The 25,031-nt window shown below is 74.6% G+C and carries 25 protein-coding genes and 1 tRNA gene; 10 read left to right on the top strand and 16 right to left on the bottom strand.

The genetic code is table 11. The features are described from left to right. Positions 1 to 17 precede the first annotated feature (17 nt). Positions 18 to 1,760, top strand: a complete 1,743-nt coding sequence (locus ACH4J0_RS36025; RefSeq protein WP_396245389.1) for an alpha/beta hydrolase — start codon at positions 18 to 20, stop codon at positions 1,758 to 1,760. Positions 1,761 to 2,048: 288 nt separating this feature from the next. Here the strand turns inward: ACH4J0_RS36025 and leuE are convergent, their stop codons facing one another. Continuing rightward, the gene (gene leuE / locus ACH4J0_RS36030; protein ID WP_396245390.1) at positions 2,049 to 2,729 is read right to left on the bottom strand and encodes a leucine efflux protein LeuE; all 681 of its coding nucleotides are present in this window, start codon (positions 2,727 to 2,729) and stop codon (positions 2,049 to 2,051) included. 155 nt (positions 2,730 to 2,884) lie between these two features. Between leuE and ACH4J0_RS36035 the strand changes: the two genes are divergently transcribed. Beyond that, a tRNA-Thr gene (locus ACH4J0_RS36035) sits at positions 2,885 to 2,958 on the top strand. 297 nt (positions 2,959 to 3,255) lie between these two features. Here the strand turns inward: ACH4J0_RS36035 and ACH4J0_RS36040 are convergent. The 9 genes from ACH4J0_RS36040 to ACH4J0_RS36080 all read right to left on the bottom strand — a co-directional run bounded on the left by ACH4J0_RS36040 (position 3,256) and on the right by ACH4J0_RS36080 (position 11,337). Next, positions 3,256 to 4,968: a phytoene desaturase family protein gene (locus ACH4J0_RS36040; protein WP_396245391.1), complete on the bottom strand. Its 1,713-nt coding sequence runs from the start codon at positions 4,966 to 4,968 to the stop codon at positions 3,256 to 3,258. Further along, the gene (locus tag ACH4J0_RS36045) at positions 4,940 to 5,395 is read right to left on the bottom strand and encodes an SDR family NAD(P)-dependent oxidoreductase (protein ID WP_396245414.1); all 456 of its coding nucleotides are present in this window, start codon (positions 5,393 to 5,395) and stop codon (positions 4,940 to 4,942) included. The genes ACH4J0_RS36040 and ACH4J0_RS36045 overlap by 29 nt, the downstream gene beginning before the upstream one ends. After that, entirely contained in the window at positions 5,392 to 5,844 is a 453-nt protein-coding gene (locus tag ACH4J0_RS36050; protein WP_396245392.1) for a hypothetical protein, read from the bottom strand. The genes ACH4J0_RS36045 and ACH4J0_RS36050 overlap by 4 nt, the downstream gene beginning before the upstream one ends. Positions 5,845 to 6,062: 218 nt before the next feature. Continuing rightward, complete coding sequence (locus tag ACH4J0_RS36055) at positions 6,063 to 6,629, bottom strand: hypothetical protein (protein WP_396245393.1); 567 nt, start codon at positions 6,627 to 6,629, stop codon at positions 6,063 to 6,065. A 154-nt stretch (positions 6,630 to 6,783) separates the two neighbouring features. After that, positions 6,784 to 8,370, bottom strand: coding sequence for an ABC transporter permease subunit (locus tag ACH4J0_RS36060; protein WP_396245394.1), 1,587 nt, complete (start codon positions 8,368 to 8,370; stop codon positions 6,784 to 6,786). Next, positions 8,364 to 9,260 carry an ABC transporter ATP-binding protein gene (locus ACH4J0_RS36065; protein ID WP_396245395.1) on the bottom strand — a complete coding sequence of 299 codons (897 nt, stop codon included), beginning with the start codon at positions 9,258 to 9,260 and terminating at the stop codon, positions 8,364 to 8,366. The genes ACH4J0_RS36060 and ACH4J0_RS36065 overlap by 7 nt, the downstream gene beginning before the upstream one ends. A gap of 213 nt (positions 9,261 to 9,473) precedes the next feature. After that, a complete protein-coding gene (locus tag ACH4J0_RS36070) occupies positions 9,474 to 10,049 on the bottom strand; it encodes a TrmH family RNA methyltransferase (protein WP_380421146.1) in 576 nt (191 codons plus the stop codon). Next, the gene (locus tag ACH4J0_RS36075; protein ID WP_396245396.1) at positions 10,046 to 10,690 is read right to left on the bottom strand and encodes a class I SAM-dependent methyltransferase; all 645 of its coding nucleotides are present in this window, start codon (positions 10,688 to 10,690) and stop codon (positions 10,046 to 10,048) included. The genes ACH4J0_RS36070 and ACH4J0_RS36075 overlap by 4 nt, the downstream gene beginning before the upstream one ends. Positions 10,691 to 10,869: 179 nt before the next feature. Further along, positions 10,870 to 11,337, bottom strand: a complete 468-nt coding sequence (locus ACH4J0_RS36080; protein ID WP_396245397.1) for a carboxymuconolactone decarboxylase family protein — start codon at positions 11,335 to 11,337, stop codon at positions 10,870 to 10,872. A gap of 199 nt (positions 11,338 to 11,536) precedes the next feature. Here ACH4J0_RS36080 and ACH4J0_RS36085 point away from each other — a divergent pair, with 199 nt between their 5' ends. Beyond that, complete coding sequence (locus tag ACH4J0_RS36085; protein WP_396245398.1) at positions 11,537 to 11,734, top strand: hypothetical protein; 198 nt, start codon at positions 11,537 to 11,539, stop codon at positions 11,732 to 11,734. A gap of 84 nt (positions 11,735 to 11,818) precedes the next feature. Here ACH4J0_RS36085 and ACH4J0_RS36090 read toward each other — a convergent pair whose 3' ends face one another. Together ACH4J0_RS36090 and ACH4J0_RS36095 are read right to left on the bottom strand one after the other, a co-directional pair. Beyond that, positions 11,819 to 15,205, bottom strand: coding sequence for a lysylphosphatidylglycerol synthase domain-containing protein (locus tag ACH4J0_RS36090; protein ID WP_396245399.1), 3,387 nt, complete (start codon positions 15,203 to 15,205; stop codon positions 11,819 to 11,821). A 57-nt stretch (positions 15,206 to 15,262) separates the two neighbouring features. Continuing rightward, the gene (locus tag ACH4J0_RS36095; protein WP_396245400.1) at positions 15,263 to 16,024 is read right to left on the bottom strand and encodes an SDR family oxidoreductase; all 762 of its coding nucleotides are present in this window, start codon (positions 16,022 to 16,024) and stop codon (positions 15,263 to 15,265) included. A gap of 181 nt (positions 16,025 to 16,205) precedes the next feature. Here ACH4J0_RS36095 and ACH4J0_RS36100 point away from each other — a divergent pair, with 181 nt between their 5' ends. From ACH4J0_RS36100 to ACH4J0_RS36115, 4 genes are all read left to right on the top strand, one after another. After that, positions 16,206 to 17,192, top strand: a complete 987-nt coding sequence (locus ACH4J0_RS36100) for a helix-turn-helix transcriptional regulator (protein ID WP_396245401.1) — start codon at positions 16,206 to 16,208, stop codon at positions 17,190 to 17,192. A gap of 9 nt (positions 17,193 to 17,201) precedes the next feature. Next, a complete protein-coding gene (locus tag ACH4J0_RS36105; RefSeq protein ID WP_396245402.1) occupies positions 17,202 to 17,468 on the top strand; it encodes a UBP-type zinc finger domain-containing protein in 267 nt (88 codons plus the stop codon). Between the two features lie 117 nt (positions 17,469 to 17,585). Then, positions 17,586 to 17,855, top strand: coding sequence for a hypothetical protein (locus tag ACH4J0_RS36110; protein ID WP_396245403.1), 270 nt, complete (start codon positions 17,586 to 17,588; stop codon positions 17,853 to 17,855). A 155-nt stretch (positions 17,856 to 18,010) separates the two neighbouring features. Continuing rightward, positions 18,011 to 18,988: a sigma-70 family RNA polymerase sigma factor gene (locus ACH4J0_RS36115; RefSeq protein ID WP_396245404.1), complete on the top strand. Its 978-nt coding sequence runs from the start codon at positions 18,011 to 18,013 to the stop codon at positions 18,986 to 18,988. Here the strand turns inward: ACH4J0_RS36115 and ACH4J0_RS36120 are convergent. After that, a complete protein-coding gene (locus ACH4J0_RS36120; protein WP_396245405.1) occupies positions 18,896 to 19,231 on the bottom strand; it encodes a hypothetical protein in 336 nt (111 codons plus the stop codon). The two genes, ACH4J0_RS36115 and ACH4J0_RS36120, sit on opposite strands and share 93 nt — an antisense overlap. Positions 19,232 to 19,341: 110 nt before the next feature. On the opposite strand from ACH4J0_RS36120, the gene ACH4J0_RS36125 reads away from it, so the two are divergent. Further along, complete coding sequence (locus tag ACH4J0_RS36125) at positions 19,342 to 19,833, top strand: NUDIX domain-containing protein (RefSeq protein ID WP_396245406.1); 492 nt, start codon at positions 19,342 to 19,344, stop codon at positions 19,831 to 19,833. Positions 19,834 to 19,900: 67 nt separating this feature from the next. Here the strand turns inward: ACH4J0_RS36125 and ACH4J0_RS36130 are convergent, their stop codons facing one another. The 3 genes from ACH4J0_RS36130 to ACH4J0_RS36140 all read right to left on the bottom strand — a co-directional run bounded on the left by ACH4J0_RS36130 (position 19,901) and on the right by ACH4J0_RS36140 (position 22,346). Further along, positions 19,901 to 20,662: a Clp protease N-terminal domain-containing protein gene (locus ACH4J0_RS36130; RefSeq protein WP_396245407.1), complete on the bottom strand. Its 762-nt coding sequence runs from the start codon at positions 20,660 to 20,662 to the stop codon at positions 19,901 to 19,903. A gap of 101 nt (positions 20,663 to 20,763) precedes the next feature. After that, complete coding sequence (locus ACH4J0_RS36135; RefSeq protein WP_396245408.1) at positions 20,764 to 21,501, bottom strand: tyrosine-protein phosphatase; 738 nt, start codon at positions 21,499 to 21,501, stop codon at positions 20,764 to 20,766. Positions 21,502 to 21,632: 131 nt separating this feature from the next. Next, on the bottom strand, positions 21,633 to 22,346 hold the full coding sequence (locus ACH4J0_RS36140) for a VC0807 family protein (protein WP_396245409.1): 714 nt from the start codon (positions 22,344 to 22,346) through the stop codon (positions 21,633 to 21,635). Positions 22,347 to 22,775: 429 nt separating this feature from the next. On the opposite strand from ACH4J0_RS36140, the gene ACH4J0_RS36145 reads away from it, so the two are divergent. Continuing rightward, entirely contained in the window at positions 22,776 to 23,552 is a 777-nt protein-coding gene (locus ACH4J0_RS36145; RefSeq protein ID WP_396245410.1) for an RNA polymerase sigma factor, read from the top strand. Next, positions 23,549 to 24,511, top strand: coding sequence for a hypothetical protein (locus tag ACH4J0_RS36150; RefSeq protein ID WP_396245411.1), 963 nt, complete (start codon positions 23,549 to 23,551; stop codon positions 24,509 to 24,511). Before ACH4J0_RS36145 ends, ACH4J0_RS36150 begins: the two co-directional genes overlap by 4 nt. Positions 24,512 to 25,031: the final 520 nt, after the last annotated feature.

The raw sequence follows: 25,031 nt of genomic DNA on the forward strand, positions 1-25,031 counted from the left end.
CGGTGGAGAGGAAGCGGATGAGGGCCTTCGGGCGGGTGCGGGGCCGGGTGCGGGTGTGGGTGCGGGGCCGGACGGGGGCGCGAGTGCGGGGCCTGGGCTGGATGCGGGCGGCGGCAGCGGTGCTCGCGGCCGGGCTGGCGGCGGTCTCGGCGGCCGGGTGCAGCGGGGGGTTGCCCGTGGCGTCCGGTGGGCCGGGCTCGTCCGACGCGACCGACTCGCCCGACGCGCCTCATGCGACCCACTCGACGGGACGCGGCCCGGCTTCCGTCGCCACCCCGCTGGAGCCGCTGCCCACCGTCGTACCGGCCGCGCTCGCGCCGTACTACGCGCAGCGGCCGACCTGGCAGCCGTGCGACGGCGGGTTCGAGTGCACCACCTTCCGGGTACCGATGGACTACGACCGCCCCGGCGACGGGGACCTCACGCTCTCGGCCGCCCGCGCGGCCGCCGAGCAGGGCGGGCCCGGGGGAGCGGCCGCCTCGGGCGCCTCAGGCGCCTCGGGCAGTGACTCCCGGCTGGGTTCGCTGCTGCTCAACCCGGGCGGCCCCGGCGGTTCGGCCATCGAGTACCTGGAGACCGTCGCCAGGACGTACGCACGCGCGGTGCACGCCCGCTACGACCTCGTCGGCCTCGACCCGCGCGGGGTGGGCCGCAGCAACCCCGTCAGCTGCCTGAGCGGCGAGCGGATGGACGCCTTCACCGCCGCCGACCTGGCCCCGGGCGACCAGCGGGCGATCGACGCGCTGGTCGCCGCCGACAAGGAGTTCGCCGAGGGCTGCCGCAAGCAGGCCGGGCCCGCGCTCGGCCACCTCGGCACCGTCGAGGCGGCCCGCGACATGGACGTGCTGCGTGCGCTGCTGGGCGACGAGCGGCTGAACTTCGTCGGCAAGTCGTACGGGACCTTCCTCGGCGCCACCTACGCCGGGCTGTACCCGAGCCGGGTCGGGCGGGTGGTGCTGGACGGCGCGATGGACCCGGCGCTCGACTCGGTCACCGGCAACCGCACCCAGGCCGGCGGCTTCGAGACCGCCTGGGCCGCCTTCGCCAAGGACTGCGCCAAGCGCGAGGACTGTCCGTTCGGCCGCACCGAGCAGCAGGTCGGCGAGCAGCTCACCGCCCTGCTCGCGGCCGTCCACGCCCAGCCGCTGCCGACGAGCACCGACAACCGGCGCCGGCTCACCGGGGCCCAGGCCACCACCGGCGTCATCCAGGCCCTATACGCCGAGTTCCTCTGGCCCGAGCTGCGCACCGCCCTCGCCGACGCCAAGGCGGGCGACGGCACCGGCCTGCTGAAGCTCTCCGACGCCTACTACGGGCGCGGGGCGGACGGCTCGTACCTCAACCTGATGTTCGCCAACACGGCGGTGAACTGCCTCGACCTGCCCGCGCCGTTCCGCTCGCCGGAGGACGTCCAGCGGGCGGTGCCGGACTTCGAACGTGCCTCGCCGCACTTCGGGCGCGACATGGCCTGGATGGCGCTGACCTGCGCCTACTGGCCGGCCCGGGCCACCGGGGCGGCGCACACCATCCGGGCCGCCGGCGCCGCCCCGATCGTCGTCGTCGGCACCACCCGCGACCCGGCCACCCCGTACGACTGGGCCCGGTCGCTGGCCGGACAACTCGAATCCGGTCGCCTGCTCACCTACGACGGGGACGGCCACACCGCGTACGGGCGGCGCAGCACCTGCGTGGACGGTGCGGTCAACCGGTTCCTGCTCACCGGGGAGTCACCGGAGCAGGGCAAGCGCTGCGACCTGTAGCCGTGCCCGCCGGGGTGCCGCCGTTCCGCCGTGCCGCCGTTCCGCCGTTCCGCCGTGCCGCCGTTCCGCCGTGCCGCCGTGCCGCCGTTCCGCCGTGCCGCCGTGCCGCCGTGCCGCCGTTCCGCCGTGCCGCCGTTCCGCCGTGCCGCCGTTCCGCCGTTCCGCCGTGCCGCCGTGCCGCCGTTCCGCCGTGCCGCCGTTCCGCCGTTCCGCCGTTCCGCCGTTCCGCCGTTCCGCCGTTCCGCCGTTCCGCCGTTCCGCCGTTCCGCCGTTCCGCCGTTCCGCTGGTCAGGCGGAGGAGACCGCCAGCTTCGCGGCGAAGCCCGCGAACAGCACGGCGACACCGCTGGTCAGGGTCGCGGACAGGCGCCGGCGGCGGCGGAAGGCGGCGGCGAGCGTGGTGCCGGCGAAGATCAGCAGCGAGAGGTAGAGCAGGCTGAAGGTCTGCAGGATGCCGCCGAGCAGGGCGAAGGAGAGCGCAGGCTGCCCGTAGGACGGGTCGACGAACTGGGTGAAGAACGACAGCAGGAACAGGATCGCCTTCGGGTTGAGCAGGCTGATCACCAGCGCCCGCCGGAACGGCCGCTCACCCGCCTCCGGCGCCGCCTCGGCCGCCGGACCGGCCTCCGCCCGGCGCTCGCGCCACAGCTGGCGGGCGGCCCGCAACATCCCGAAGCCGATCCACAGCAGGTAGGCGGCGCCGCCGAACTTGACCACCGCGAACACCGCGGGGTTGGCCTTCAGCAGGGAGGCGGCCCCCAGCGAGGTCAGGCTGATCAGCGTGAGGTCGCCCACGAACACGCCGGCCGCCGCCCGGTACCCGGTCCGGATGCCCTTGCGGGCGGCGACCGAGAGTACGTACAGCGAGTTGGGGCCGGGCAGCAGGATGATGACGAGGGCGCCGAGGACGTACGTCGCCAGGTCGTTGACACCGAACACGGTGCGCTCCGAGAGGTGGGGGAGGGGCATCAGGGGGGCGCTCATCGTAACGTCGCACCGGCGATCGATTGAAGCGAAAACCATCCGCCCCCCACGCACCCCCACCCACCCCCGACCCCCCTGGCTACGGATCACCTGCGAACCTGTGTAGACTGACCCGCGTTGCCACCACACGTGGCCACGGTGCCGCCTTAGCTCAGTTGGCCAGAGCAACGCACTCGTAATGCGTAGGTCGCGGGTTCGAATCCCGCAGGCGGCTCAGATGGTGGAGGCCCGGTCAGACGTTCTGACCGGGCCTCTTGCGTTGTCTGGGGCGGGGGTGGGGTGACTGGTCGAGGTGGGCGAGGACGGCGAGGACGCGGCGGTTGTCGGTGGGGGCGGAGGTCGCCGTAGGCGGCGGGCGGCTGCCTGGGCTGCTGACGGTGAGGACGTCGTCGAAGGTGGCCAGCCGGCGTTCGGTGCCGCGCGGTCCATGGCCATGGGTGGCGGGGAGGGTCCCGGGAAAGGCTGTGGAACGGCGTGACGCCCGCCCGGGGAGGGGCGGGCGTCGTGGGGGTCAGCCGATCCGGGCGAGGCCCTTGGCGTTCCGGCGGGCGAGGCCGCGGGAGACCAGCAGCGGGTCCCAGTCGGGGCCGCGGTCGGGCAGCTTGGCCGGGTCGCCGAGCACCGCGCCGGCCGCCACCTCGGGCAGCAGCTGGCGCCCGAGTATCTGTCCGGCGGCGGCCATCCCGCCGGTGGCGACCGCGCTCAGGCCGCTGCCGAAGCGGATGCTCTGGCCGACGACGTAGAGGCCCTCGACATCGGTGCGCACGTCCGGCCGCTGGCTGACGTTGCCCCAGCGGGCCATGCCGTACGGAGTGCCGCCGGTGCCGCGGATGTAGCGCTCGTGGCTGAGCGGGGTGGCCGTCTCCAGGTGGGTGACGCGGTCCCGGAAGGGGCCGATGACCTTTTCGGCGGCGGTGACCATCAGCTCGGTGAAATGGCGCTTGCGGGCCTGGTAGGCGGCGTCGCGGCGGTACGGTTCGCCGTCCACCGGGCCGCCGCGGACGCCCCAGAATTCGTGGCCGGGCGGGCAGAGGGTCATCAGCTGGAAGTTGCTGTGGCCGGGCGGGCAGACCGCGGCCGCGCCCGGGTCCTTGTGGGATGCGAAGGAGAACAGCAGCTGCGGGACCGAGTCCACCGTGCCGTCGCGTTCCCAGCTCTCGACCATCGCGGCGTACGCGGCCTCCATGTCGTCGCTGCCGTGCCACCAGATGTTGGCGTTGGGCAGGCCGGGCAGCTCGGTGTCGAGCGCGACGTACACCGTGGCCAGGCCGCCGCGCATGGTGGCCGCGCGGGTCCGCTCGACCACCTCGGCCGGGAAGGCCTGCTCGCCCCCGCACAGGTCGAGCACGGTGCGGCGGTAGTCGGCGTTGGAGATCACCAGGGGGGCGGATATCCGGGTGCCGTCGGTGAGTTCGACGCCGGTGGCGCGCCCCTGGTCGACCAGGATGCGGCGCACCTCGCAGCGGGTGCGCAGTTCGCCGCCGTACGACTCCAGGGCCTCGACGAAGGCGGCGACCAGGGTCTGCCCGCCGCCCTCCGGGTAGTAGGCGCCGCGCATGTAGTGGTCGAGCATGGCGGCGTGCTCGGCGAAGGTGATGCCGTCGGGCATGGTGCCGTAGTTGCCGGCCTGGGCGGCGATCAGGGTGCGGGCCTTGGGCGAGAGCCCGCAGTGGTCGAGGGCCTCGGCCAGGGAGCGGTTCCGGCGGGCCCAGCGCATGGTGTCCGGGAACTGGCGGAACAGCTCGACCATGTGGTTGCCGACCAGGCTCTCCCGGGTGGCACCCGACACCGTCTGGGCGATGTGGATGAAGCGGTCGACCCCCTCGGCCTCCTCGGGCAGCGCCGTGCGGAGCCGGTCCCGGTAGGCCGCCCAGTCGGCCGGCACGTCCAGCGTGGCGGTGGGGGTGATGATCCGGTCGAAGCCCTGCTCGTTGTCCATCGGCCGGAAGGTCACCCGGTCGCGGACGCCGAGGCCGGACAGGATGGCCGGGAAGATGCCGCCCGGCCCGCAGTCGCCGATGTAGTGGGTGCCCACGTCGAACTCGTACTTGCGCCGGCGCCGGAACACGTGGGCGTTGCCACCGGCCACGTCGTGCTGTTCGAGGACGAGCACCCTGCGCCCGTCGGCGGCCAGGTAGGCCGCGCTGACCAGTCCACCGAGGCCGCTGCCGACCACGATCGCGTCGTAGCGGTCTTCACCGGCTCTGGCCGTCGGACCCTGCACTCCCCGCATTCCCGCCCCCACTCGTCTGCCCATCGTAAGGTGCCGCCGCCGTGGCCGTGGATCTGGAAGGCCGGCCCGTTGATGTGCGCCGCTCGACCGGACGGCAGGGAGGAGACCGGATCAGCCACCTCCTCGGGCTTGCCGACCCGGTCGAGCGCAACGTTCCCCGCATCCGCTCCAGCGTGGCCCCGGACATCTCGCCCACCGTGTCGGTGGCGATCAGGCCCGGGGCTACCACGTTGGCTCGCACGCCGCGCGGGCCGCACTCCTCGGCCGGGGATTCGGTGAATCCGGTGATCCCCGCCTGAAGGGCGGCATAGTCGGCGGCGCGGGCGACGTTACCGCAAATCCCTGACGGTGACGACGGGTTGACGATCGGTTGGTCGCTGTGCTCGCCCGCCGGTCGATCGGGGGCGGGCAGGCTCAGCCGTTCGGGGTGGGCTGCGGCCGGTTGATCGAGTCGATGACCGGGAAGTCGTGCAGATCCCGGGTGACGTCTGCTGCGGCGGACCGGCGGGGGAGCGGATCGCGCCGGGGGCGCCCTGGGGAACCGGCCGGGAGGTCATACGCGATGCGCTCCTGCCAGCCGCGGACGCGGGTGGGCGCGGTGGCGCGGCTGAACCGCCCGGGTCTGCTGAACTGGCCGGGCGGGCAGGAGGGTTCGGGGTGGCTGGTCCGTCCGGTCCGTCCGGTCCGGGCGGACCGGACGGACCGTCGGCTGGAGAGGTCGGCGTCGGATGCCTCGCGGGCGCAGAGGAGGGTTCCGACCGCCAACACGCCGACAACGAACGCCATCCAGAGCGCGAGCGCCCACCAGGGGTGGCTGGCGCTCCAGTGCGCCACCCTGGTGATCATGCTCCTGCCCTCCACGGTCATGCTCCCCTCCTCCTCGGCGCGGTCGCCCGGAGCCGGAGCCGGGGCGGGCATGGGCATGGGCGTCGGCGTGGGCGCGGCTGCGGGCCGATCCGGGCGCCGGTCCGTGCGGTGCGGTGAGCGGTCGCACCGGACGAATCCAGTGGCGGCCAGTCAATCGTTCACGGGCGCAGCCACGCCGGTTCGAAGGGGAGTTCCTTCCGCTTGACACGCCCGTACCGTTACCGCCGCAGGAAGGTCCCGCCGTCGATGACCCAGAGACTGGCCGGAACCGGGCCGCACTTGGCGACTTCGGAGTGCATCTTGGGGTCGGTCCGGCTCCAGCCGACCCGGCGCTGGTGCTGCTCGTCGATCGGGTAGAAGGTGAGGCCCGCCTCGGGGTGGTGGCCCTCATCGAAGAGGTACGGCTCACCCACAAGCGGGGTGATCACGGTCTTCGAGATCGGCCCCGTCACTGTGATGGCGCCGTTCTCGTCGACCGTCAGGCAGTCCACATCGAACTCGGCCCGGACGGTGCCGGACGTCTCGAAGACGTGCTGCACCGCGACGTGCCCCCGGGCGCGGCCGTCGAGCGTACGGGCGCTGACCTGCGCGGTGAGCCGCTCGCCCGGGGTGGGACCCGGGCCGTGGTCGCTGAGCAGGGTCCAGCCGTGCAGCGTGAGGTGCTGGGCGGATGCGGATGCGGATGCGGATGCGGATGCGGACGCGGCCGAGGCGGTGCCGGCGGTTCCGGCGGCCAGGGCCGTGACGGCGGCGGTGAGCGCGACGGCGGTGATGAGCTTGCGCATGGTCAATCCTCCGTGGAAAGGAAGGGAGTCGGCCGGTTCTCGGCTGCCTCCAAGCTCCCAGCCCGCGCCCGGCCGCGGCCTCCGCCGCGGGGAGGGACCAGCTCCCCCCGGCGGGGGAACCGCCCCTCCTCCGCCCGGCGCACCGAGTGACCGGTCACCGGGCGGCGTGGCGTATCGCGTCCAGGGCGAGCGCGGCCGCGGCGAGTGCGGCGGCCAGGCCTGCGACCGTGAGCGGGGCCGGGGCGCGCTCCCCGGAGACGCCGAGGAAGTCCAGCCCGGAGACGTGGTTGATCATCCCGTACCAGAGCAGCGGGTAGACGGTCTGGAACAGCCGGGGCCCGCGGGTGAGGCTGCCGCAGAGCAGCGCCAGGGCCGGGATCAGCAGGGCGCCCGCAAGAGCGCCGGCGGCGGCCCGGGACTGCCCGGCGGTGGCCAGTCGCAGAGCAGGTACGACGGCAACCGCCAGGGCCGGGACGATCCCCGCGAGCAGACCGGCCAGCCCCCGGCCCAGCGGGGACGGGCAGGCGCCGAGCAGCTGGTCGATGTTGCCGCCGTCGGCCCGGTGGCCCATCCGGGACCAGAGCAGCATCGGCCAGAGCATCGCGAACGGCAGCACCGCGTGGCTCGGCCCGTCCGGGGTGACGGCCGCCGCCGCCATCGCGAGCAGGGCCACCCCGGCCCACCACAGCCGCTGCCCCCGCACCAGGATCCGCAGCTCCCCGAGCAGCGCGTCGAACCCGATCTGCCCCAGCTGGGGAGCGGTGAGCCGGGCCGGGCCCAGGGTGAAGCCCGCCGGGCCGGCCGAGGACACCGCCGCGCCCCCGGCCGGACCGTCCGGGCCGGTCGGCCGGGCAGCCTCGTCCGACCCGGTGCCGGGGTGGGCCCGGAATCCGTCGAAGCGCGGGAACCACAGCGCCCCGAGCAGCGCGATCCCCACCGCCGCACCGACCAGCAGCACCCCCGTAGCCGCTGGTCCGGACGCCTCGCCCGGCCCGAGACCGGGCCAGTCGAAGGTGCCGAGCACCCGGTTGTCCGCCGTCAGGCCCACGCCGAACTCCACCCCGTCGACCGGTCGCCCGCCGGCCGCGAGCACCTCCCGGATCGAGGCGGTGATCCGCCGCATGCCCAGCAGGTCCGGCCCGCCGCCGGCCTGCGCGCCCAGCACGACCACCAGCCAGACCGGGAACCAGACCGCCGCCCCCAGCCCGCCGCGCAGCCCGGGCACGGTGTCGAAGAGCACCGCGCACCCGGCCACCGCCGCCAGCAGCGGCAGCGTGACCAGGACGTACGGCAACAGCAGCCGCACCACGTCCACCCGGTCCGAGTCGCCCTTGACCAGCTGCACCGCCAGCGCCGTCCCGGCCAGTGCGAGCAGCATCGAGCCGAACAGCATCAGGTTGCTGACGAACTTGCCCGCCAGGTACCCGATCCGGCTCAGCGGGGTGGCGGCGAGGAGGCGCCCGACGCCGCTCTGCTCGTCCCGCCCGATGGTGCCCCGGGCGATCCCGAAGCCCGCCAGCGAGAGCCAGACCGCGCCGCCGAGCGCCGTCACCGTCCCGACGTAGCCGCTGGTGTAGCGGCCGTGCAGGTCCGTCACCTGGAACACCTCCCAGCGGGAGTCGCCCACCGGCGCGGCCAGCAGTCCGAGCGCGAGCGTGCCGAGCAGCACGACCAGGTAGCCGGGCCGCCGTCGGCGCTCCCGGAAGTCGGCCAGGGCCAGCGCCCCGATGCGCGTCACCATGCCGTCACCTGCTCCGTCGCGGCCCGGTCGGCGGTGAGCAGCAGGTACGCGTCCTCCAGCCGGGGCGCTACCGGCCGGGCCTCGGTGGCGGGCGCGTGCCGGGACAGCACCCGTGCCCGGACGCCCTGCGGGGTGCGGGTGGTGCCGCCGATCAGGAACCGCGAGCGCAGCAGCGGGAGCCGGTCGGCCGGAACGGTCAGCTCCCAGACCGAGCCTTCGGCGCCGTGCAGCAGTTCCTCCGCGCTGCCGTGGTGCAGCAGCCGCCCGCCGCCCATCACCGCGATCCGGTCGGCGGTGGCCGCCACGTCCGGGACGATGTGGGTGGAGAGCACGACGATCCGCTCGGCGCCGAGCCCGCTCAGCAGGCTGCCGAAGCGCAGGCGCTCCTCCGGGTCGAGCCCGACCGTCGGCTCGTCCACGATCAGCAGAGCCGGGTCGTTGAGCAGCGCCTGGGCTATGCCGACCCGCTGGCGCATACCGCCGGACATCGCGCCGAGCCGCTGCTCGGCCGCACCCGAGAGGTTGACCAGTTCGAGCAGTTCCTCGATCCGGACCCGGGCGGGGCGCCGCCGAAGCCCCTTGGCGGCGGCCAGGTAGGCGAGGAACTCGCGGGCGGTGAGCTGCGGGTAGACGCCGAAGTCCTGCGGAAGGTAGCCGACGGTGCGGCGCAGCGGCCCGGGTCGGCGGGCGATGTCGACCCCCTCCCACAGCACCCGCCCCGAGGTGGGCCGGGTGACCGTGGCCAGGATGCGCATCAGGCTCGACTTGCCGGCGCCGTTGGCACCGAGCAGGCCGAGCACGCCGGGCCGGAGCGTCAGCGTGAAGGAGTCCACGGCGCGCTTACCGCCGCGGTACTCCTTGGTGAGGTCGAGGATCTGGAGTTCGGTCACGCCCGAAATGCTTCCGTCCGGGCCGCTTGCGCACATCTGCCGTTCGGCAGATATCCGAGGGCTTCCGGGGCGGAGAACGCCGGAGGGGTGGGCCTTTCGGCACACCCCTCCGGTCAGTTGATCCTATGTCAGGCGCGGCTGAGCCCGGTGGGGGCTGGTCGGGCCCGACCGGGCCTGCGGTCGGGTCCGGTCGGGCCCGAGGTCGGGCCCCGTTCAGTCCTCGTCGCCGAAGTCGCCCCCGGCGTCGCTCCCGTCCGGGGTGCCGCTGAGGGCGTACCCCTGGCGGCGCGCCTCGTAGCAGGCCACCGTCGCGGCCGCCGAGACGTTCAGCGAGCCGACCCGGCCCAGCTGCGGCACGAACACCACCTGGTCGCAGAGCGCCAGCGCCTCGGGCGTGATCCCGCGGTCCTCGTGTCCGAGCACGAAGGCCACCGCCGGGGTCAGCTCGGCGGCGAACATCGGCACCGCCTCGTCCGCCAGCTCCAGCCCGACCACCTTGAAGCCGTCCGCCTTCGCGGCCGCGACCGCCTCGGCGACCGTCGGGAAGTGCTCCACCTTCAGGTACTTGTCGGTACCCATCGCGGCCTTCTGCGCACCGGACGAGCGCACCGACGGGGTGTCCCCGGTCAGGTACAGCTTCTCGGCGCCCATCGCCGCCCCGGTCCGGACCACCGAGCCGACGTTGAACGGCGACTGCAGGTTCTCCAGGATCATCGCGAGCCGGAACTCGTTGCTGCGCCGCCACGAGCGGTGCAGTCGCTTCAGTTCGGTCCCGCGCAGCTGCTTCACGACGTCGTTCCCCGTCCACTCTCCGAGCCCTCGCCCGCATCCGGGCGGGGCCGCGCTTCCAGAATCCGGAACCCGTTGACCGACGTCACCCGAGAGGTCGGGTAACCCTGCTCGTTGAGCCACTTCTGCAGCGAGTCCGAGCCCAGGTGCTTCTGCACCACGAGGAACGCCGAGCCGTCCGGAGTCAGCCGGCCGAGCCAGCGCGTCAGCAGGCTGCGCAGCTCGGCCTTGCCGATCCGGATCGGCGGGTTGGAGTAGATGGTGGCGAACCGGAGGTCCTCGGGGACGTCGTCCGGCAGCGCGGCCTGGACGTTGCCCAGCCGCAGCGCCTCGGCGTTCAGCCGGACCAGGTCCAGCGCGCGCTCGTTGACGTCCACCGCCCACACCGGGAGCCGCTTGCGCCGGCTCGCCCAGGTCAGCGCGATCGGACCGTAGCCGCAGCCGACGTCCAGGATCGGGCCGCGCACCCGGGGCTGCGGGGCGTGCTCCAGCAGGATCCGGGTGCCCGGGTCGAGCCGACCGTGCGAGAACACCCCTGTGTCGGTGGTCAGTTCGAGGGTCAGGTCCGGAAGCGAGACCGTGATCGGCCGGCGCTCGCTGGCGACCTCGGGTGCACTGGAGAAGTAGTGCGAGCCGGACATCGTTTCCCCGTCGTTGGTATGGGCCTCGGGGCCACCGGGTGGGTGTGGGTAAGCCCTGGGTACGGCACCGATCGTACCCCCGGTGGCCTGCGGCGCGTTCCGCGCGGCCCTGCGGTGCGGGGCCCGACGCTGCCGCCGGGGAACCACCTGGCCGGGCCCGGGCGGCCCGGCTGGCGCGGTTACAGCGTGCCCGGGGTCTTGCGGGTGGCGATGTTGATCCGGTTCCAGGTGTTGATGGTGAAGCACACCGAGATCAGCTGCGCCAGCTCCGCCTCCGCGAAGTGCTCGGCGGCCCGGGCGTACGCCGCGTCCGAGACCCCGTCGCCGATCCGCACGATCTCCTCGGCCAGCGCCAGCGCGGCCCGCTCGCGTTCGCTGTACACCCCGGCCGGGGCCTCGTGCCAGACCGGCAGCAGGTAGATCCGCTCGTCGGTCTCGCCGGCCTTGCGGGCGTCCTTGGTGTGCATGTCGAGGCAGTACGCGCAGTTGTTCAGCTGCGAGGTGCGCATCTGCACCAACTCGACCAGCGCCGGGTCCAGGCCCTCGCGGGCGGCGGCGTCCAGGGCGATCATCGCGCGGAACACCTTGGGGACGGTGCGGGCGTAGTCGAGGCGGGCGGGAGCGGTGGTGGTTCCGTTCGTCGTCATGACCACGACTCTAGGAGTGGAATGAACCAGTGCCTTGGGTCATTCCCGAGCAGGATCCATGGGTCAATTCCGGGTTCGCGGTACGGCCCGGGCAACACGCCCGGGCGGTCCCGGCGCGTCGCGTCCACGCGCCCGGCGACGGATACTGCCAGTACGCCATCCGGGCCCTGGGAGTCTCCCGACAGTGAGGAAGGACACCATGCCGCAGGACCACGAGGAGTACCTGATCGACGAGGCTGCCGAGACCGTCGAGCCCGACGAGGAGGAGGCCACCGGCGACGAGTACGACGAGGTCGCCGAGCGCCGGGCCCTCGGCGCGGACCCGGCCACCGACGTCGCGGACGCCGCCGAGCAGAACCGGATCGTCCAGCTCGACGAGGACGACTACCGCGAGTAGGCCGCCCCGGCCCGCAGCCTTCTACGGCTCTACGGCTCTACGGTTCTACAGCAGCTCCACAGCTCTACCCACAGCTCCACAGCTCTACAGCGCCTTGCGGCGCTGCAGCCAGGTCATCGCCGCCCAGCCCGGCAGCACCGGCAGGATCAGTGTCAGCAGCCGGAACAGCGCCACCGCCGCCACCGCACCGCCCTCCTCCATCGACGCGGTCTGCTGCAGCCCGAACACCAGCGCCCCGTCCACCGCGCCGGCCCCGCCCGGGGTCGGCGCGGCGTTGCCCGCCGCGTTGCCCACCAGGAACACCACCGCCACCGAGGCGAAGGACGGCTCCCGGCCGATCGCCAGGGCACAGCAGTACAGGCAGGCGATCAGGCAGAGCGACACCAGCAGCTGCCCGGCCACCCCCACCGCCAGCCGCCCGGGGTTGCGCAGCAGGTCCAGCAGTCGCGGCAGCACCTCGGCCGTCAGCGGTCGCAGCCGCGCCGCCAGCCACCGTCGGGCCGGCGGGATCGACCACACCACCGCCAGCAGCACCGCGGCCACCACCAGCCCGACGACCACGGCGGGCAGCGCCTCCAGCTCCGAACCGCCCGGCTGCGCGTCCACCAGGTAGACGAAGGCCCCCAGCTGGAGCAGGTGGAGCACCAGGCCGATCAACTGCCCCACCCCGACGCTGGACAGCGCCTTCGCGGTCGGGACGTTCGCCTGCTGCAGCAGCCGGGTGTTCAGGGCGATCCCGCCGACACCACCGGGCGACACCAGCTTCACGAACGCCCCGGCGAGCTGTGTCAGCACGACGTTGCGGAAGTTCAGCCGCTCCGGGACGAAGCCGACGAACCCCATCCCCGCCGCCACGTGGCTCAGCCCCGCCGCCACCAGCGCCAGCGCCAGCCACCACGGGTCGGCGTCCGCCAGGGCAGCGACCGGGTTGTCCTCGGCCGCGAAGAACTGCGGGATCAGCAGCCACCCGGCCACCACCCCGCCCACCACGGCCAGCAGCGTCCGCGGCCGCAACCGCTCCAGCCGCACCGGCCGCCCCACCACCTCCGGTCGACCGCGCAGCACCTCCGCCCGGATCTCCTCCAGCAACCCGCCGGTCGGGCCGGCTTCGCCGCTGCTGCCGGCGGCGGCCTCGTCGTTGCCGCGACGGTCCGGCTGCGCCGCTGCCTCGGCAGCTGACCGGGAGTGGCTCGCCTCGACCGTGGCCCCGTCCCTGGGTGCGGGTGCGGGTGCGGATACGGGTACGGGCGCCGGGACCGAGCGGTCGGCGTCGGCCCCGGCGCCGACGACGGCACGGTGTTCGCCCGCGCTGCTGCCCGGGGCCGCCGTCGGCCGGCCGCTCCCGGGTTGTCGCGGTGGCGTCCCGTCGAGCCCGTAGCCCGTCGCCCCGGTCCGAGCCGTCGGCTGGTCGGCTCCGAGTGGGTCGACCGGGCCGACCGGGCTGACCGGCGGTGTGGCGTACGACGCGGCGGAGACGGCAGCGCTGCCCGTGCCGCCGTCCCCTTCCGCGGTCGGCCCGGCAGCTGCGGAATCGATTGTCGTGGGCTCGCCCTCGTCGGCGTGCCGGGAGCGCGCTCCGGTCGGGTCGGTGACCGGTGTCGCGGTTGCCGGACGGGTCGTGCCGGCCGCCGGTCGGGCGTGGTCGCCGACGGTGTTGTGGCCGGGCTGTGCTTCGGTCGGATCGGCGCTCGAAGCCGCGGCCGCGGGGCGGGTCGTGCCGTTCGCCGGCGGCGCGTCGCCGGGCCGCCGCTCTGGCTGCGCCCCGGCCGCTGGTACGGCGGTGTCGGCCGCGCGGGTGAGCAGGAGCGGGGCCGTATGCCGCCCGGTGGGGCGCGCGCCGCCGGATGCCTCCGCCGGGCCGCCGTCCGGCTCACGCCGGTCCGTGCCCGTGGCCGCCTTCCCGCCCTGCCCGCGCCTGAGCGACTGTCGCGTCGCGCGGGCGAGGGCTATCGGCTGGAGCAGGGGCAGGGCGGCGCCCAGGGGGTCGGGGCCGAGGACGGTGGTGGCGGTGCGGACGGAGCGGGCGGCGCCGGCTCGGAGGGCGAGGGTGGTGAGGAGCTGGACGATGTCGCAGCGCAGGACGAGTTCGCTCGCCGCGATGTCGCCGTCGGCGAAGTCGACCAGGTGGACCGCGCCGCTGTCATCGACCAGCAGGGAGGACGGGACGAGGGCGCGGTGGGCGATCTCACGGCGCTGGAGCAGGGCGAGCTGGCGCCAGGCGTCGGTGAGGAGCCCGTCGGTGATCTCCGCGTCGTCGAGCTGGTCCAGGGTGCGCCCGGCCAGGTGCTCGTACGCGATCAGGGCGGTGTCGTGGCCGAGGCCCGCGGTGGCGGCGATCCGGCGGGTGCGCACCCCGGCGGCGAGGGCCGCGTACGTGACCAGGGCCTCGTGTTCCAGCCCGGTGCGTGGTGAGCGCAGGGCGCGGGGGTGGGGGGCGGTGCGCAGTCGAAGGCGGCGCCAGGCGCGTCGGACGGCGGCGGCGGTGACGGCCTGCCGGTCGAGGAGCTGGACGTCGAGGTCGGGCTGCCTGTCGGCCTGCCGGACCCGGTAGCGGTCCGGTCCGGCGGGGAGGGCCTCGACCGGCCGCAGCCCGCTGTCCCGCAGGGCGCGCAGGACTTCTCCGGGCCTCGGCCGCGGATCCGGCGTGCCGACGGCGTACAGGGTGCCGTGGGCGCCGGTCCAGCCGATCAGCAGGCCGAGCAGCAGCGCGGTGGGGGTGGCGTACCCGCCGGCCAGTCCGGCGAGGCCGGAGAGGGCGAGGACGGCCCAGGGCAGGCGGCGTTCGCGGCTGCCGGAGGCGGTCATGAAGGCGAGGACCGGTGCGAGGTAGCCGTAGACCGGTTCGGTGTGTCCGAGCACGTCGCCGGGCGGCCGCTGGGTGAGGGCGGTGAGCAGCGAGGTCGGGGCGAGGTCGTCGGCCCACAGGTCCAGGGCGAGGGTGGCGCCGTACGCGGTGACGGCGGCCAGCAGGCCGTCGGAGACCTGTTGGAGGGCGCGCCGCCGGTCGGGGCCGAGCAGTCGGCGGACGGCGAGTCCGACGGGCAGCAGCAGGACGGCGGCGGTGGTGAGTCCGCCGGCCAGGCTCGCCAGCGGCCGGGGTACCAGCGCGGCGGCCTCGGCGACGTCGGCGGCGAAGCCCCCGGTGGTGGCGCGGGCGTAGTCGGCGAGCAGCAGGGTCAGCGCGATCGCGAGCAGGCCGGTGAGCAGCCGGATCAGGGCGACGGGCTGCCGGATCCGGCCGGATTCGGACAGCGGTCGGGCCCGCCGCCGCTCGCGACCCGGCTGGCCGGGCGCGTCCGTGCCGTTGCCCGGCTGCCCGAGGGTGCCCCTGCCGTTGCCCGCCTGCCCGGGCGCGCCCGTGCCGCTGCTCGCCTGCCCGGGTATGCCCCCGCTGGTGTCCGGTCGCCCGACCGGGGCCGTACCGCCGCCCCCGCCGGTGTCGCCGCTCGTTCTCCCCGTCACGATCGCCACGGGTGGCATGCTCCCATGCCACCCGTGGGCCGGGAGCGGGGATCCGACGGCCGTCCGTCAGGCCTGCCGGGTCGGCAGCACGACCTGGTGGCGCAGGTTGACGTGCCGGGGGCGGCTGACCGTGTAGGCGATGAGGTCCGCGACGTCCTCCGCGGCGAGCGCCGGGATGGCGGCGAACATGCCGCCGAGCTGCTCCTGCAGTGCGGGGTTGTCGATGTGCCCGCCGAGTTCGGTGTCGGTCAGGCCGGGCTCGATGGCGCTGACCCGGACGTCGCGCGGGCCGAGTTCGGCGCGCAGGGCGGCGGACAGCTGGGTGAGCGCGGCCTTGGTGGCGCCGTACACCGCGTAGTCGGGGAAGACCACGTGCGCGCCGATGGAGGAGACGTTGACCAGGTCGGCGGTGCGGCCGTCGGCGGCGGCCGAGGTGAGGTCGGCGGTGAAGGCGCGGATGGTCCGCAGGGCGCCGGTGAGGTTGGTGTCGACCATCCGGGTCCACTCGTCGATCCGGCCGTCGGCGACCGGGTTGGGCAGCATCACCCCGGCGTTGTTGACGACCAGGTCGGCCGGGCCGTACGCGTCGTGGACGGCCGCGGCGGCCTCGTCGACCGAGGACTGGTCGGTGATGTCGGCGGTGACGGCGAGGGCCCGCCCACCGGCCGCGGTGATCTCGGCGGCGAACGCCTCGATCCGGTCGGTGCGGCGGGCGAGCAGCGCGACCCGGGCGCCGTTGGCGGCGAGCAGCCGGGCGGTGGCGGCGCCCATGCCGCTGGCGGCTCCGGTGACGACGGCGGTGCGGGTGGCGAGGGCGGGGTAGCTCATCGGGAACTCCTGGAACGGGTCGGCGGGCTGACGTCGACCACTCTGCGCCGGTGCCGCGCGCCCACCCAGGGCCACGTCGTTCCGGGGAACGGCCTTCCCGGGAACTGCCTTCCGGGGAACCGGCATCCTGGGAAGAGCGGTGCCACCCTCGCGCCGCCCGCCCGGAGCTACCCTGCCTGGCATGGAGAACACCCTGGGGGACTTCCTCCGCTCGCGCCGGGCCCGGATCCAGCCGGAGGAGGTGGGCCTGCCCGCGCACGGCCGCCGCCGGGTGCAGGGCCTGCGCCGGGAGGAGGTGGCGCAGCTCGCCGGGGTGAGCGTGGACTACTACATCCGGCTGGAGCAGGGCCGCGGCGGCAGTGCCTCGGACGCGGTGCTGGACGCGGTGGCCCGGGTGCTGCGGCTGGACCAGGTCGAGGCGGCGCACCTGCGCTCGCTGAACCGCCCGCCGAAGGCCGCGGCCGACCGGGCCCGGGGGGACCGGAGGGTCCGCCCGGGGACGCGGCTGCTGCTGGACCTGATGACCGGGGTGCCGGCCTTCGTGCTGGGACGCCGGATGGACGTCCTGGCCTGGAACGCGCTCGGCGACGCGGTGAACGGTTTCTCCGGCCGCGCGGGTGCCACGGCTGGTTCGCCGCCCAACCAGGCCCGGGACGCCTTCCTCGACCCCGCCGCCCGCGACTTCTACCCCCAGTGGGACGCCGTCGCCGCGGAGACCGTCGCCCAGCTGCGCCGGGACGCCGGACTGCACCCCGACGACCCGGCTCTGGCCGCCCTGGTGGGCGAACTGTCGCTGCGCAGCGAGGAGTTCCGCCGACTCTGGGCGGACCACCTGGTGCGGGAGAAGACGAGCGGCGTGAAGCTGCTCCGGCACCCGCTGGTCGGCGAGCTGGAGTTCGGCTACGAGACCCTGACGGTCAACGGCTCGCCGGACCAGATGCTGGTCGTCTACACCGCGCCGCCGGGCTCGCCCACCGCCCAGAAGCTGGCCCTGCTGGCCAGTTGGACGGCCTCCGGCGCGGCCCACGGCGCCGCGCCCGCGCCGTCCCACGGCGCCGCACCCGCCCCGCTTCGCGACGCCGCGCCCGCCCCGCTCCCCGGCACCGCGCCCGCCCCGCCCCCACCTCTGGTGCGCCCTGAAGCGGCGGTCCGGCCCCGACCGTCATAGCCTTCGACCATGAGCGCCTGCGAAGACCTCGCCGTGGCACCCCGGGACATCGATCCCCTCCCACCCGCCGACGGCTGCGCCGACTGCCTGGCCCAGGGCCGTCGGGACTGGGTGCACCTGCGGATCTGCCTGGACTGCGGCCACATCGGCTGCTGCGACTTCTCGCCGCAGCGGCACGCCACCGCGCACTTCCACGACACCTCCCACCCGGTGATCCGCTCGTACGAGCCGGGGGAGGACTGGCGCTGGTGCTTCGTCCACGAGGTCATGGGCTGAGCACGTCGCCGGCCGCGCGGTGGCGCCGGCCTGCAAACCGGTTAAAATCCGGACATAACGCTGTGCGGCCCTCCGGCCGGCATCCGTCCGGCAGCGGTCGCCGAAGGGAGGTCGACGATGACCAAGCGAACAGCGGGCAGTACCGCCAAGTTCCGCCAGGGCACCCAGGAACTGCTGGAGCGCCGGGCGATGGCGACCACGCCCGGCCGGCTCGGGCCGAAGGCGCGGGCCGGCGTGCTGTCCTCCGCCGCCGGGAACCCCGCCGGCGGTGCCTTCCGCCACGGTGGGCGCGAGGCGGCGTCCTCGATGCTGCCCTCCGCCCCGGCGATGCACGCGGAGCTCAAGGGGCACCGGCACCGCGGCGCGGAGAAGCACTCCGCCCACTGACCGGCGACCCGCTCGCGGCAGCTCCCGATCGACGCACCGGGGAGGCTCCCTGATTTCGCGTCAGGGAGCCTCCCCGGTGCGCCCCGCCCGCTGTCGGTGGGGTGCGCTACGTTCGTCCCGTTCGACAGCACGCGGCAGCACGACGGGGGCGCACCATGGCCGATGTGATCACGGAGGAGCCGGTCGAGCTCCAGCTGGAGCGGTACCGCACCGAACTCACCGGCTACTGCTACCGGATGCTGGGCTCGGTCTTCGAGGCCGAGGACGCGGTGCAGGAGACCATGGTCCGGGCCTGGCGCGGGCACAAGGGCTTCGAGGGGCGGGCCGCGCTGCGCTCCTGGCTGTACCGAATAGCCACCAACGTCTGCCTGGACGCGCTGAACGGCCGCAAGGGCCGCGCCCGTCCGATGGACCTCGCCGGTCCGGTGACGGTGGCCACCGCGAGCGACACCCGGCTGCCCGAGGTGACGTGGATCGGCCCCGCGCCGGACGGCCGGGTGCTCCCCGAGACGGGGGACCCGGCCGAGGTGGCCGCCCAGCGCGAGTCGGTGAAGCTGGCCTTCGTCGCCGTGCTGCAGCGCCTCGCGCCCCGGCAGCGGGCGGTGCTGATCCTGCGCGAGGTGCTCGGCTGGAGGGCCGCCGAGGTGGCCGAACTGCTCGGCGCCACCGTCGCGTCGGTCAACAGCGCGCTGCAGCGGGCGCGCGCGGTGCTCGCCGCCGACGCCTCGGCCACCCGCCCGGCTCCCGCGATGGATGAGGCGCACCGGGCGCTGCTGGACCGCTACGTCCGCGCCTTCGAGGCGTACGACATGGACGGGCTGGCCGCGCTGCTGCACGAGGACGTCACGCTCAACATGCCGCCGTTCTCGATGTGGCTGCGGGGCCAGGAGGAGATCCGGGCGTGGATGCTGGGCCCGGGGCACGGCTGCCGGGGGTCCAGGCTGCTCCCGGTGACGGCCAACGGCGGCCCGGCCTTGGCCCAGTACCGGCCGGGCCCGGACGGCGGGCACGAGCCCTGGGCGCTGATCGTGCCGGAGGTGTCAGAGGGCCGGATCACCGGGCTCACCAACTTCCTCGACACCGACGTGCTCTTCCCGTTGTTCGGCCTCCCGGCCCGGCTCCCCGCGGAATAGGCGGCCCGGGGAGGCCGCTTCCACGGCGTCCAGCGGATCGCCCGCTTCCGGCAGCAGCGCCGCGAGCCCGCTGAACGCGAGCAGTTCCCGCAGCGGGCCGCCCGCGTTCAGCAGCACCACGCCCACCCGGTGCCGCCCGGCGGCGAGCCGCAGCCGGGCGAGGGCGTCGACGACGGCCAGGTCGGGGGCGCTCAGCGCACCCAGGTCACAGGTCAGTACGGCTTCGGCCGCTCCGGTCTCCACGCGGATTGGACCGTCGCGGTGGCACCGACTCATCGGTCCGGTCCGAACGGCATCGCAACCGCGGTGGCAGAGTGGGGTCGACCGAACTGCCCTGCCCCAGGAGGAACACCGTGACGGCTGAGCCCTTGAGATCCCGCGAGGAGTGGCTGGCGTCCCTGCCCCGGATCTACGCGGCGGCCGGCTGCCTGCTGCGCGACGAGTCCGGCCGGATCCTGATCGTGAAGGCCGGCTACCGCGAGCACTGGCAGTTCCCGGGCGGGACGATCGACCTCGGTGAGGGCCCGGTCGAGTGCGCCGAGCGGGAGTTGGAGGAGGAGACCGGCATCGTCAAGGAGGCCGGCGAGCTGCTGGCCATCTCCTGGACCCACGCCTCGGACGAACTCGACCACCCCGCCCAGCACTTCATGTTCGACTTCGGCACCGTCCCGGACGGCACCCCGGTGACCGTGCCGGCCGGTGAGCTGGACGCCCACCGCTGGGTCCCGCTGGAGGAGGCGACGGGCCTGCTCGGCCCGGCCCGTTCGGCGCGGCTGCGGGCGGCACTGGAAGCGGCCGTCGACGGCCGGGTCCGGATCGTCACCACCCACGTCTCCGGGTTCTGAGCGGAACGCGGAAGAGCCGTGCCCCGGGCGGGAGTTCCACCCCGGGCACGGCGGGCCGACGGAGACTTCACCGCTGCTGCTCGGACTCCGCGTCCCGGGCGGCGATGATGGCGGCGATGGCCTCCGCGACGAAGGTCTCCGCCTCCGGCTTGTCCACCTTCAGCCCGGCGAGCACGCCCTCACCGTTCTCGAACTCCAGCAGCGCGAGCAGGATGTGCTCGGTGCCGACGTAGTTGTGGCCGAGCTTGAGCGCCTCGCGGAAGGTCAGCTCGATCACCTTCTTGCCCTGTGCGTCGTACGGGATCAGGGCGGGGATCGCCTGCTCGACGGCGGCCGGCAGGGCGGCGGTGGCCGCCGTCCGGACGGCTTCCGGGGTGACGCCCTGGGCGGCGAGCGCCTTGAGGCCGATGCCCTCGGGCTCGGTGAGCAGGCCGAGCAGGATGTGCTCGGCGGTGATCTCGGGGTTGCTCGCCTTCCTGGCCTCCTCCTGCGAGGCCACGATGACCTTGCGGGCCCGGGGCGTGAACCGGGCGAAGCCCTGCTCCGGGTCGAGGTCGGCCGTGGTGCCCGGGCCCTTGGAGACGAAGCGCTTCTGGGCGGCCTGCTTGCTGACGCCCATGCTCCGGCCGATGTCGGTCCAGGAGGCGCCGGAGCGGCGGGCCTGGTCCACGAAGTGGCCGATCAGGTGGTCGGCGAGGTCGCCGAGGTGGTCGGCGGCGATGACCGCGTCGGAGAGCTGGTCGAGCGCGTCGGTGTGGACCTTCTTGATCGCGGCGATCAGGTCGTCGAGGCGCAGCGGAGTGGTGTTGGGAACAACGGGATTCTCCATGCGTCAACCGTAGGTTGTCGATCCGAGGATCGTCAACCATTAGTTGACGCCGACCCGTAGGTAGATTGTTGTCGCGTCCCGTCGAACGCTCCCGGCGCGCCCTACGCGCCGGGCAGCAGCCGGTCCCGGACGGCGGCGATCCGGTCCGGCGTGACCCCCGCCGCGAGCAGGTAGCCGACCGGGTCGAGCCCCTCCAGCGTGGCCGCCAGGGCTGCCTCCGCGGTGGTCCCGGCCTCCGCGAGCACCGCGTCGATCCGGCGGTGCGGGTCCGGCAGGCCGAGCATCCCGTACAGCGGGCGGACGTTGGGTCCGCTCAGCAGGTAGTCCTCGGCGATCGCGGCCCGGTCGACCCCGGCCAGGGCGAGCAGCAGCAGGGCGGCCAGACCGGTGCGGTCGCGGCCGGCGCCGCAGTGCACCACCAGCCCGCCGGGCCGGGTGTCGGCGATCGTGGTGACCAGCGCGGCGGCGGCCTGCGGGCAGTGCTCCAGGTAGGGGCGGAAGGCCAGCGGGGTGCCGTCCAGCCGGCCGTGGGCGTCCCACCAGGCGGGGCCGGCCAGTTCGTCCAGGGGGACGCGGACCAGTTCGACGTCCTCGGGGAGCGGGAGGAGCGGCTTGTACTCCTCGGCGTCGCGCAGGTCGACCACGGTGCGGACGCCGTGGTCGAGGAGGGCGTCCCAGCCCTCGCGGGTGAGGCGGTCGAGGTTGTCCGCCCGGGCGATCGCGCCGCGGGTGGTCACTCGGCCGGAGGCGGTGGGCAGTCCGCCCAGGTCGCGGACGTTCAGGCAGCCGTCCCAGGCGAGGGTGCGGTCCTCGATGGTGGTCAGCGCGTCGGTCCGCATGGTGGAGTCCCCGTTTCCTCGGTCGGGGGTCCGTTACCCCCTCGTTATCAGGACTCCCGGGGGGCGTCGATGGTTCCTGACCGTTCGAGCGGTCAGGAACCACCGGTTCGGGCAGCGGCCCCGGGTTGGGCTCAGGCGGCGGCCGGAGCCTCGGTCTCGGCCTCCACCAGCTTCTCGATCGGCTCGACCGCGATCTGGCCGAGCAGCGAACCGCCCACGATCGCGCCGATCAGGAGCACGGTGGACAGCCAGGCCATGGTCGACACCGGCAGGGTGAAGGCGCCGACCACCCGGGCTGCGCACTCGGCCAGCAGGGCGGTGCCCCAGATGCCGGCGAACACCTGCTCGTGGCGGCGGAAGGTCCGCGAGGCGGCCGCCCGGCCCTCGACCAGTCGCTGCCAGGCGGCGGCGCGGTCCCGGTTGCCCTTGGTGACGAAGGGCATCAGCATCGGGGTCATCACCGGCCGGCCGATCAGCGCCGAGGCCAGGATCGTCAGCGCCACGCTGCCGCTCAGCAGGCCGTCCTTGGCGATCATCATCCGGGCGTCGCCGGTGACGAAGGTGAGCGCCAGGCCGGCCAGGTTGACCACCAGCATCAGCGAGGACCACAGGTTGAGCTCGCGCTCCCGCAGCAGGCCGAGGGCGGTCCGGCCGGCCGAGAAGGCACTGCTCCAGGCCAGCGCGGCGAACTCGCTCAGGCCGCAGGCGGAGTGCAGCAGGTAGTACCCGGCCAGCGGGACGACCACGTCGAGGGCGAGCGGGCGCAGACCGGAGGCCAGCGGGTTGGGCGCCCCGGCGGCCTGGGCGGGAACGGCGGTGGCGACGGTGGCGGTCTGGCTGCTCATGGTGGGTTCCTCCCCCGACTGGTGACTGCGGGCCGCTGCCCGCGTCGTGCCTCCAGTGTTTCCGGCCGGCCCTCCGTCGGAGCAGTGCCGTCCGTTGCGGGATCCGCATGACAGTTGTCACTGCGCGGCCCGTGACACCTCCGCTGACCTGCGACGATCCGGCAGGAAACGTCCACGGCTCCCCCTCCGCGCGGAGACCGTGGGCAGTCGTCGTCGCGGCGCTCCCTGCCGTCGTGCGTTCGCCTCCACCCGGACGGGCACCAGGACTACGGGCGCCGCCGGCTCGCGGCTGAATCCATTCGTCCACTGACGACCCGGGTGGGGGCGGTCTCCAGGGGCTCCGGGCGAACGGCAGTCTCCGTCGTGACCCTGGCTCCGACCGGTGCGGTCCTTCGACCGGAGCCGACCCGTTCGCCCGGATGGCGCATCATGTGGCGGGTGCAGAGTGCAGAACGCCCCGGAGCGGGCACCGGCAGCCCCCTCGGCCGGTCCGGACCAGTACCACCACCGGGTGGGGACCACGCTCCCACCGACCTGGCCGAGGCGGTCCGGGCCGCTCAGGAGGGGGACGAACAGGCGTTCCGGCTGCTGTTCCGGTCCGTCCAGCCGGGCCTGCTGCGCTACCTGAGAGTGCTGGTCGGCGGACGGCCGGAGGACGTGCAGGACGCCGAGGACATCGCCTCCGAGACCTGGCTGCAGATCGCCCGTGACCTGCGCGGCTTCTCCGGCGACGGGGACGGCTTCCGCGGCTGGGCCGCCACCATCGCCCGCAACCGCGCGATGGACCACCTGCGCGCCCGGCGCCGCCGCCCGGTCGCCGACCTGCCGTTCGAGTACCTGGTCGAGCTGGCCGCCGGGGACGACACCGCGCGCGCCGCGCTCACCACGGTCGGCACCGCCGACGCACTGGCGCTGATCTCCCGGTTGCCGCGGGACCAGGCCGAGGCGGTGCTGCTCAGAGTGGTCATGGAACTGGACGCCGAGAGCGCCGCCCGGGTGCTCGGCAAGCGGGCCGGCACCGTCCGGATGGCCGCCCACCGGGGGCTGCGGCGACTGGCCAAGCTGCTGGAGCAGCCCTTCGTCCCCGGCGCCGGGCTCCCGGCCGCCAAGGAGCCCACGGAGGAAGCCGCCGGAAAACCCGCGAAAAAAACTTCTCCGCAGGGTGTGACAGAACGCCGGGCCGCGACGCTGAAGGACATGAGATGAGCACCAACCGATCCCGTCGGATCGACCGTGATGCCGCCGAGCAGCTGCTCGGCGGTGCCGTGGGCGGCCCGTCGGCCGGGCAGGACGCCTCGCTCACCGGACCGGACGGTCCCGGGCAGCTCGCCCGGGTGCTGGCCGCGGCCGCCGCCCCGGCGACGGCCGCGGAACTGGCCGGGGAGGAGGCCGCGCTGGCCGCGTTCCGGGAGGCGAGTCTCACGCCCGACCCCCTAGTGACCCCCGTCCGGAGACGATCGATGGCAACCGCCGCGCTGGCCAGGGCCTTCAGCACGAAGGCCGCTGCCGCCGTGCTCGGAGCCACCGCGCTGTGCGGGGTCGCGGTCGCCGCCGGCACCGGGAACCTGCCGTCCGCCCTCGGCGGCGGCCCGACCGAGCCGGAACACACCTTGGCCGCCCCGGGCAGCCCGACCAGTTCCACGCACGGCACCACCGGCGGCCCGGGCACCGCCTCCCCGAGCGGATCCACCCGGCCGTCCACCGGCGCCCAGGCCGATCCTCCGCACGGCGTCGCCCCGCCCGCCGCCACCAGCGCCCCGCCCGGCGGACACGGCGACCACGCCTCCCCACCCCCCGCGCTGGTCCCGCTCTGCCAGAGCTTCACGGACCGCACGAACAAGGGTGAACGTCCCCGCCAACTGGCCGCCGACCCGTTCTTCGCCCCGCTGATCGCGGCGGTCGGCGGAGCGGACGGAGTGCCGGACTTCTGCGACGGCACCCCCGCCCGCCCGAACGGCGACCGCCAGGACCCCACCGCACAGCCGAGCCCGACCAGTCACAACGGCAAGGGCAACGGCAACGCGAACGGTGGAGACACCGGCAACGGTGCCAAGCCCGGCAAGGGTGGCGTGACCATCCCGGACCCACCGGCCGTACCCACCCCGCCGGACGCCCGTCCGAGCAGGAACGGCCCCTCCGAGGACGAGCAGTCGGCCCGGAGATGACCCCCAGAACTCCGGGTGGGCGGCGAGCGACTCCCCCCGGGCTCGCCGCCCACCCGGACCGCACCACCCCGCAGTAACCGCAGGACGCACAACCACCCGAACCCCGGGTGGCCGGTCGGCTCCCCCGTGCCCGCCGTCCACCCGGCCGGCCCCGGCCGGACCGGCAGGCGCTCACCCCGGACGCGCCCCCGGCCCGGCCGGCCCGGAACGTGCGGCCCGCCCGCCCGCAGTCAGGGCGGGCCGCACCCCGATCCGGCGGTCGGGGGACCGCTGCCCGGTCCCCCGCCCGCCACCCCCACAACCCGCACCCTTCGGCGCACGGGCCACGCCCCCCGGCCCCACCCCACGCCCCACGCCCCACGCCCCCCGGCCCCACCCCACGCCCTACGCCCCACGCCCCACGCCCCCGCCCACCCCTTCCCCCTCCCAGGCGAGAGGGACGCGCTGCGGGAGGGGCGGTGGAGGGGGTGGCCGCGGAGAGGGGCGTAAAGGGTGATTTTCAGACTGCCAACGGCGAGCA

The organism is Kitasatospora sp. NPDC017646 (genome assembly GCF_044329365.1).
Classification (GTDB): Bacteria; Actinomycetota; Actinomycetes; order Streptomycetales; family Streptomycetaceae; genus Kitasatospora.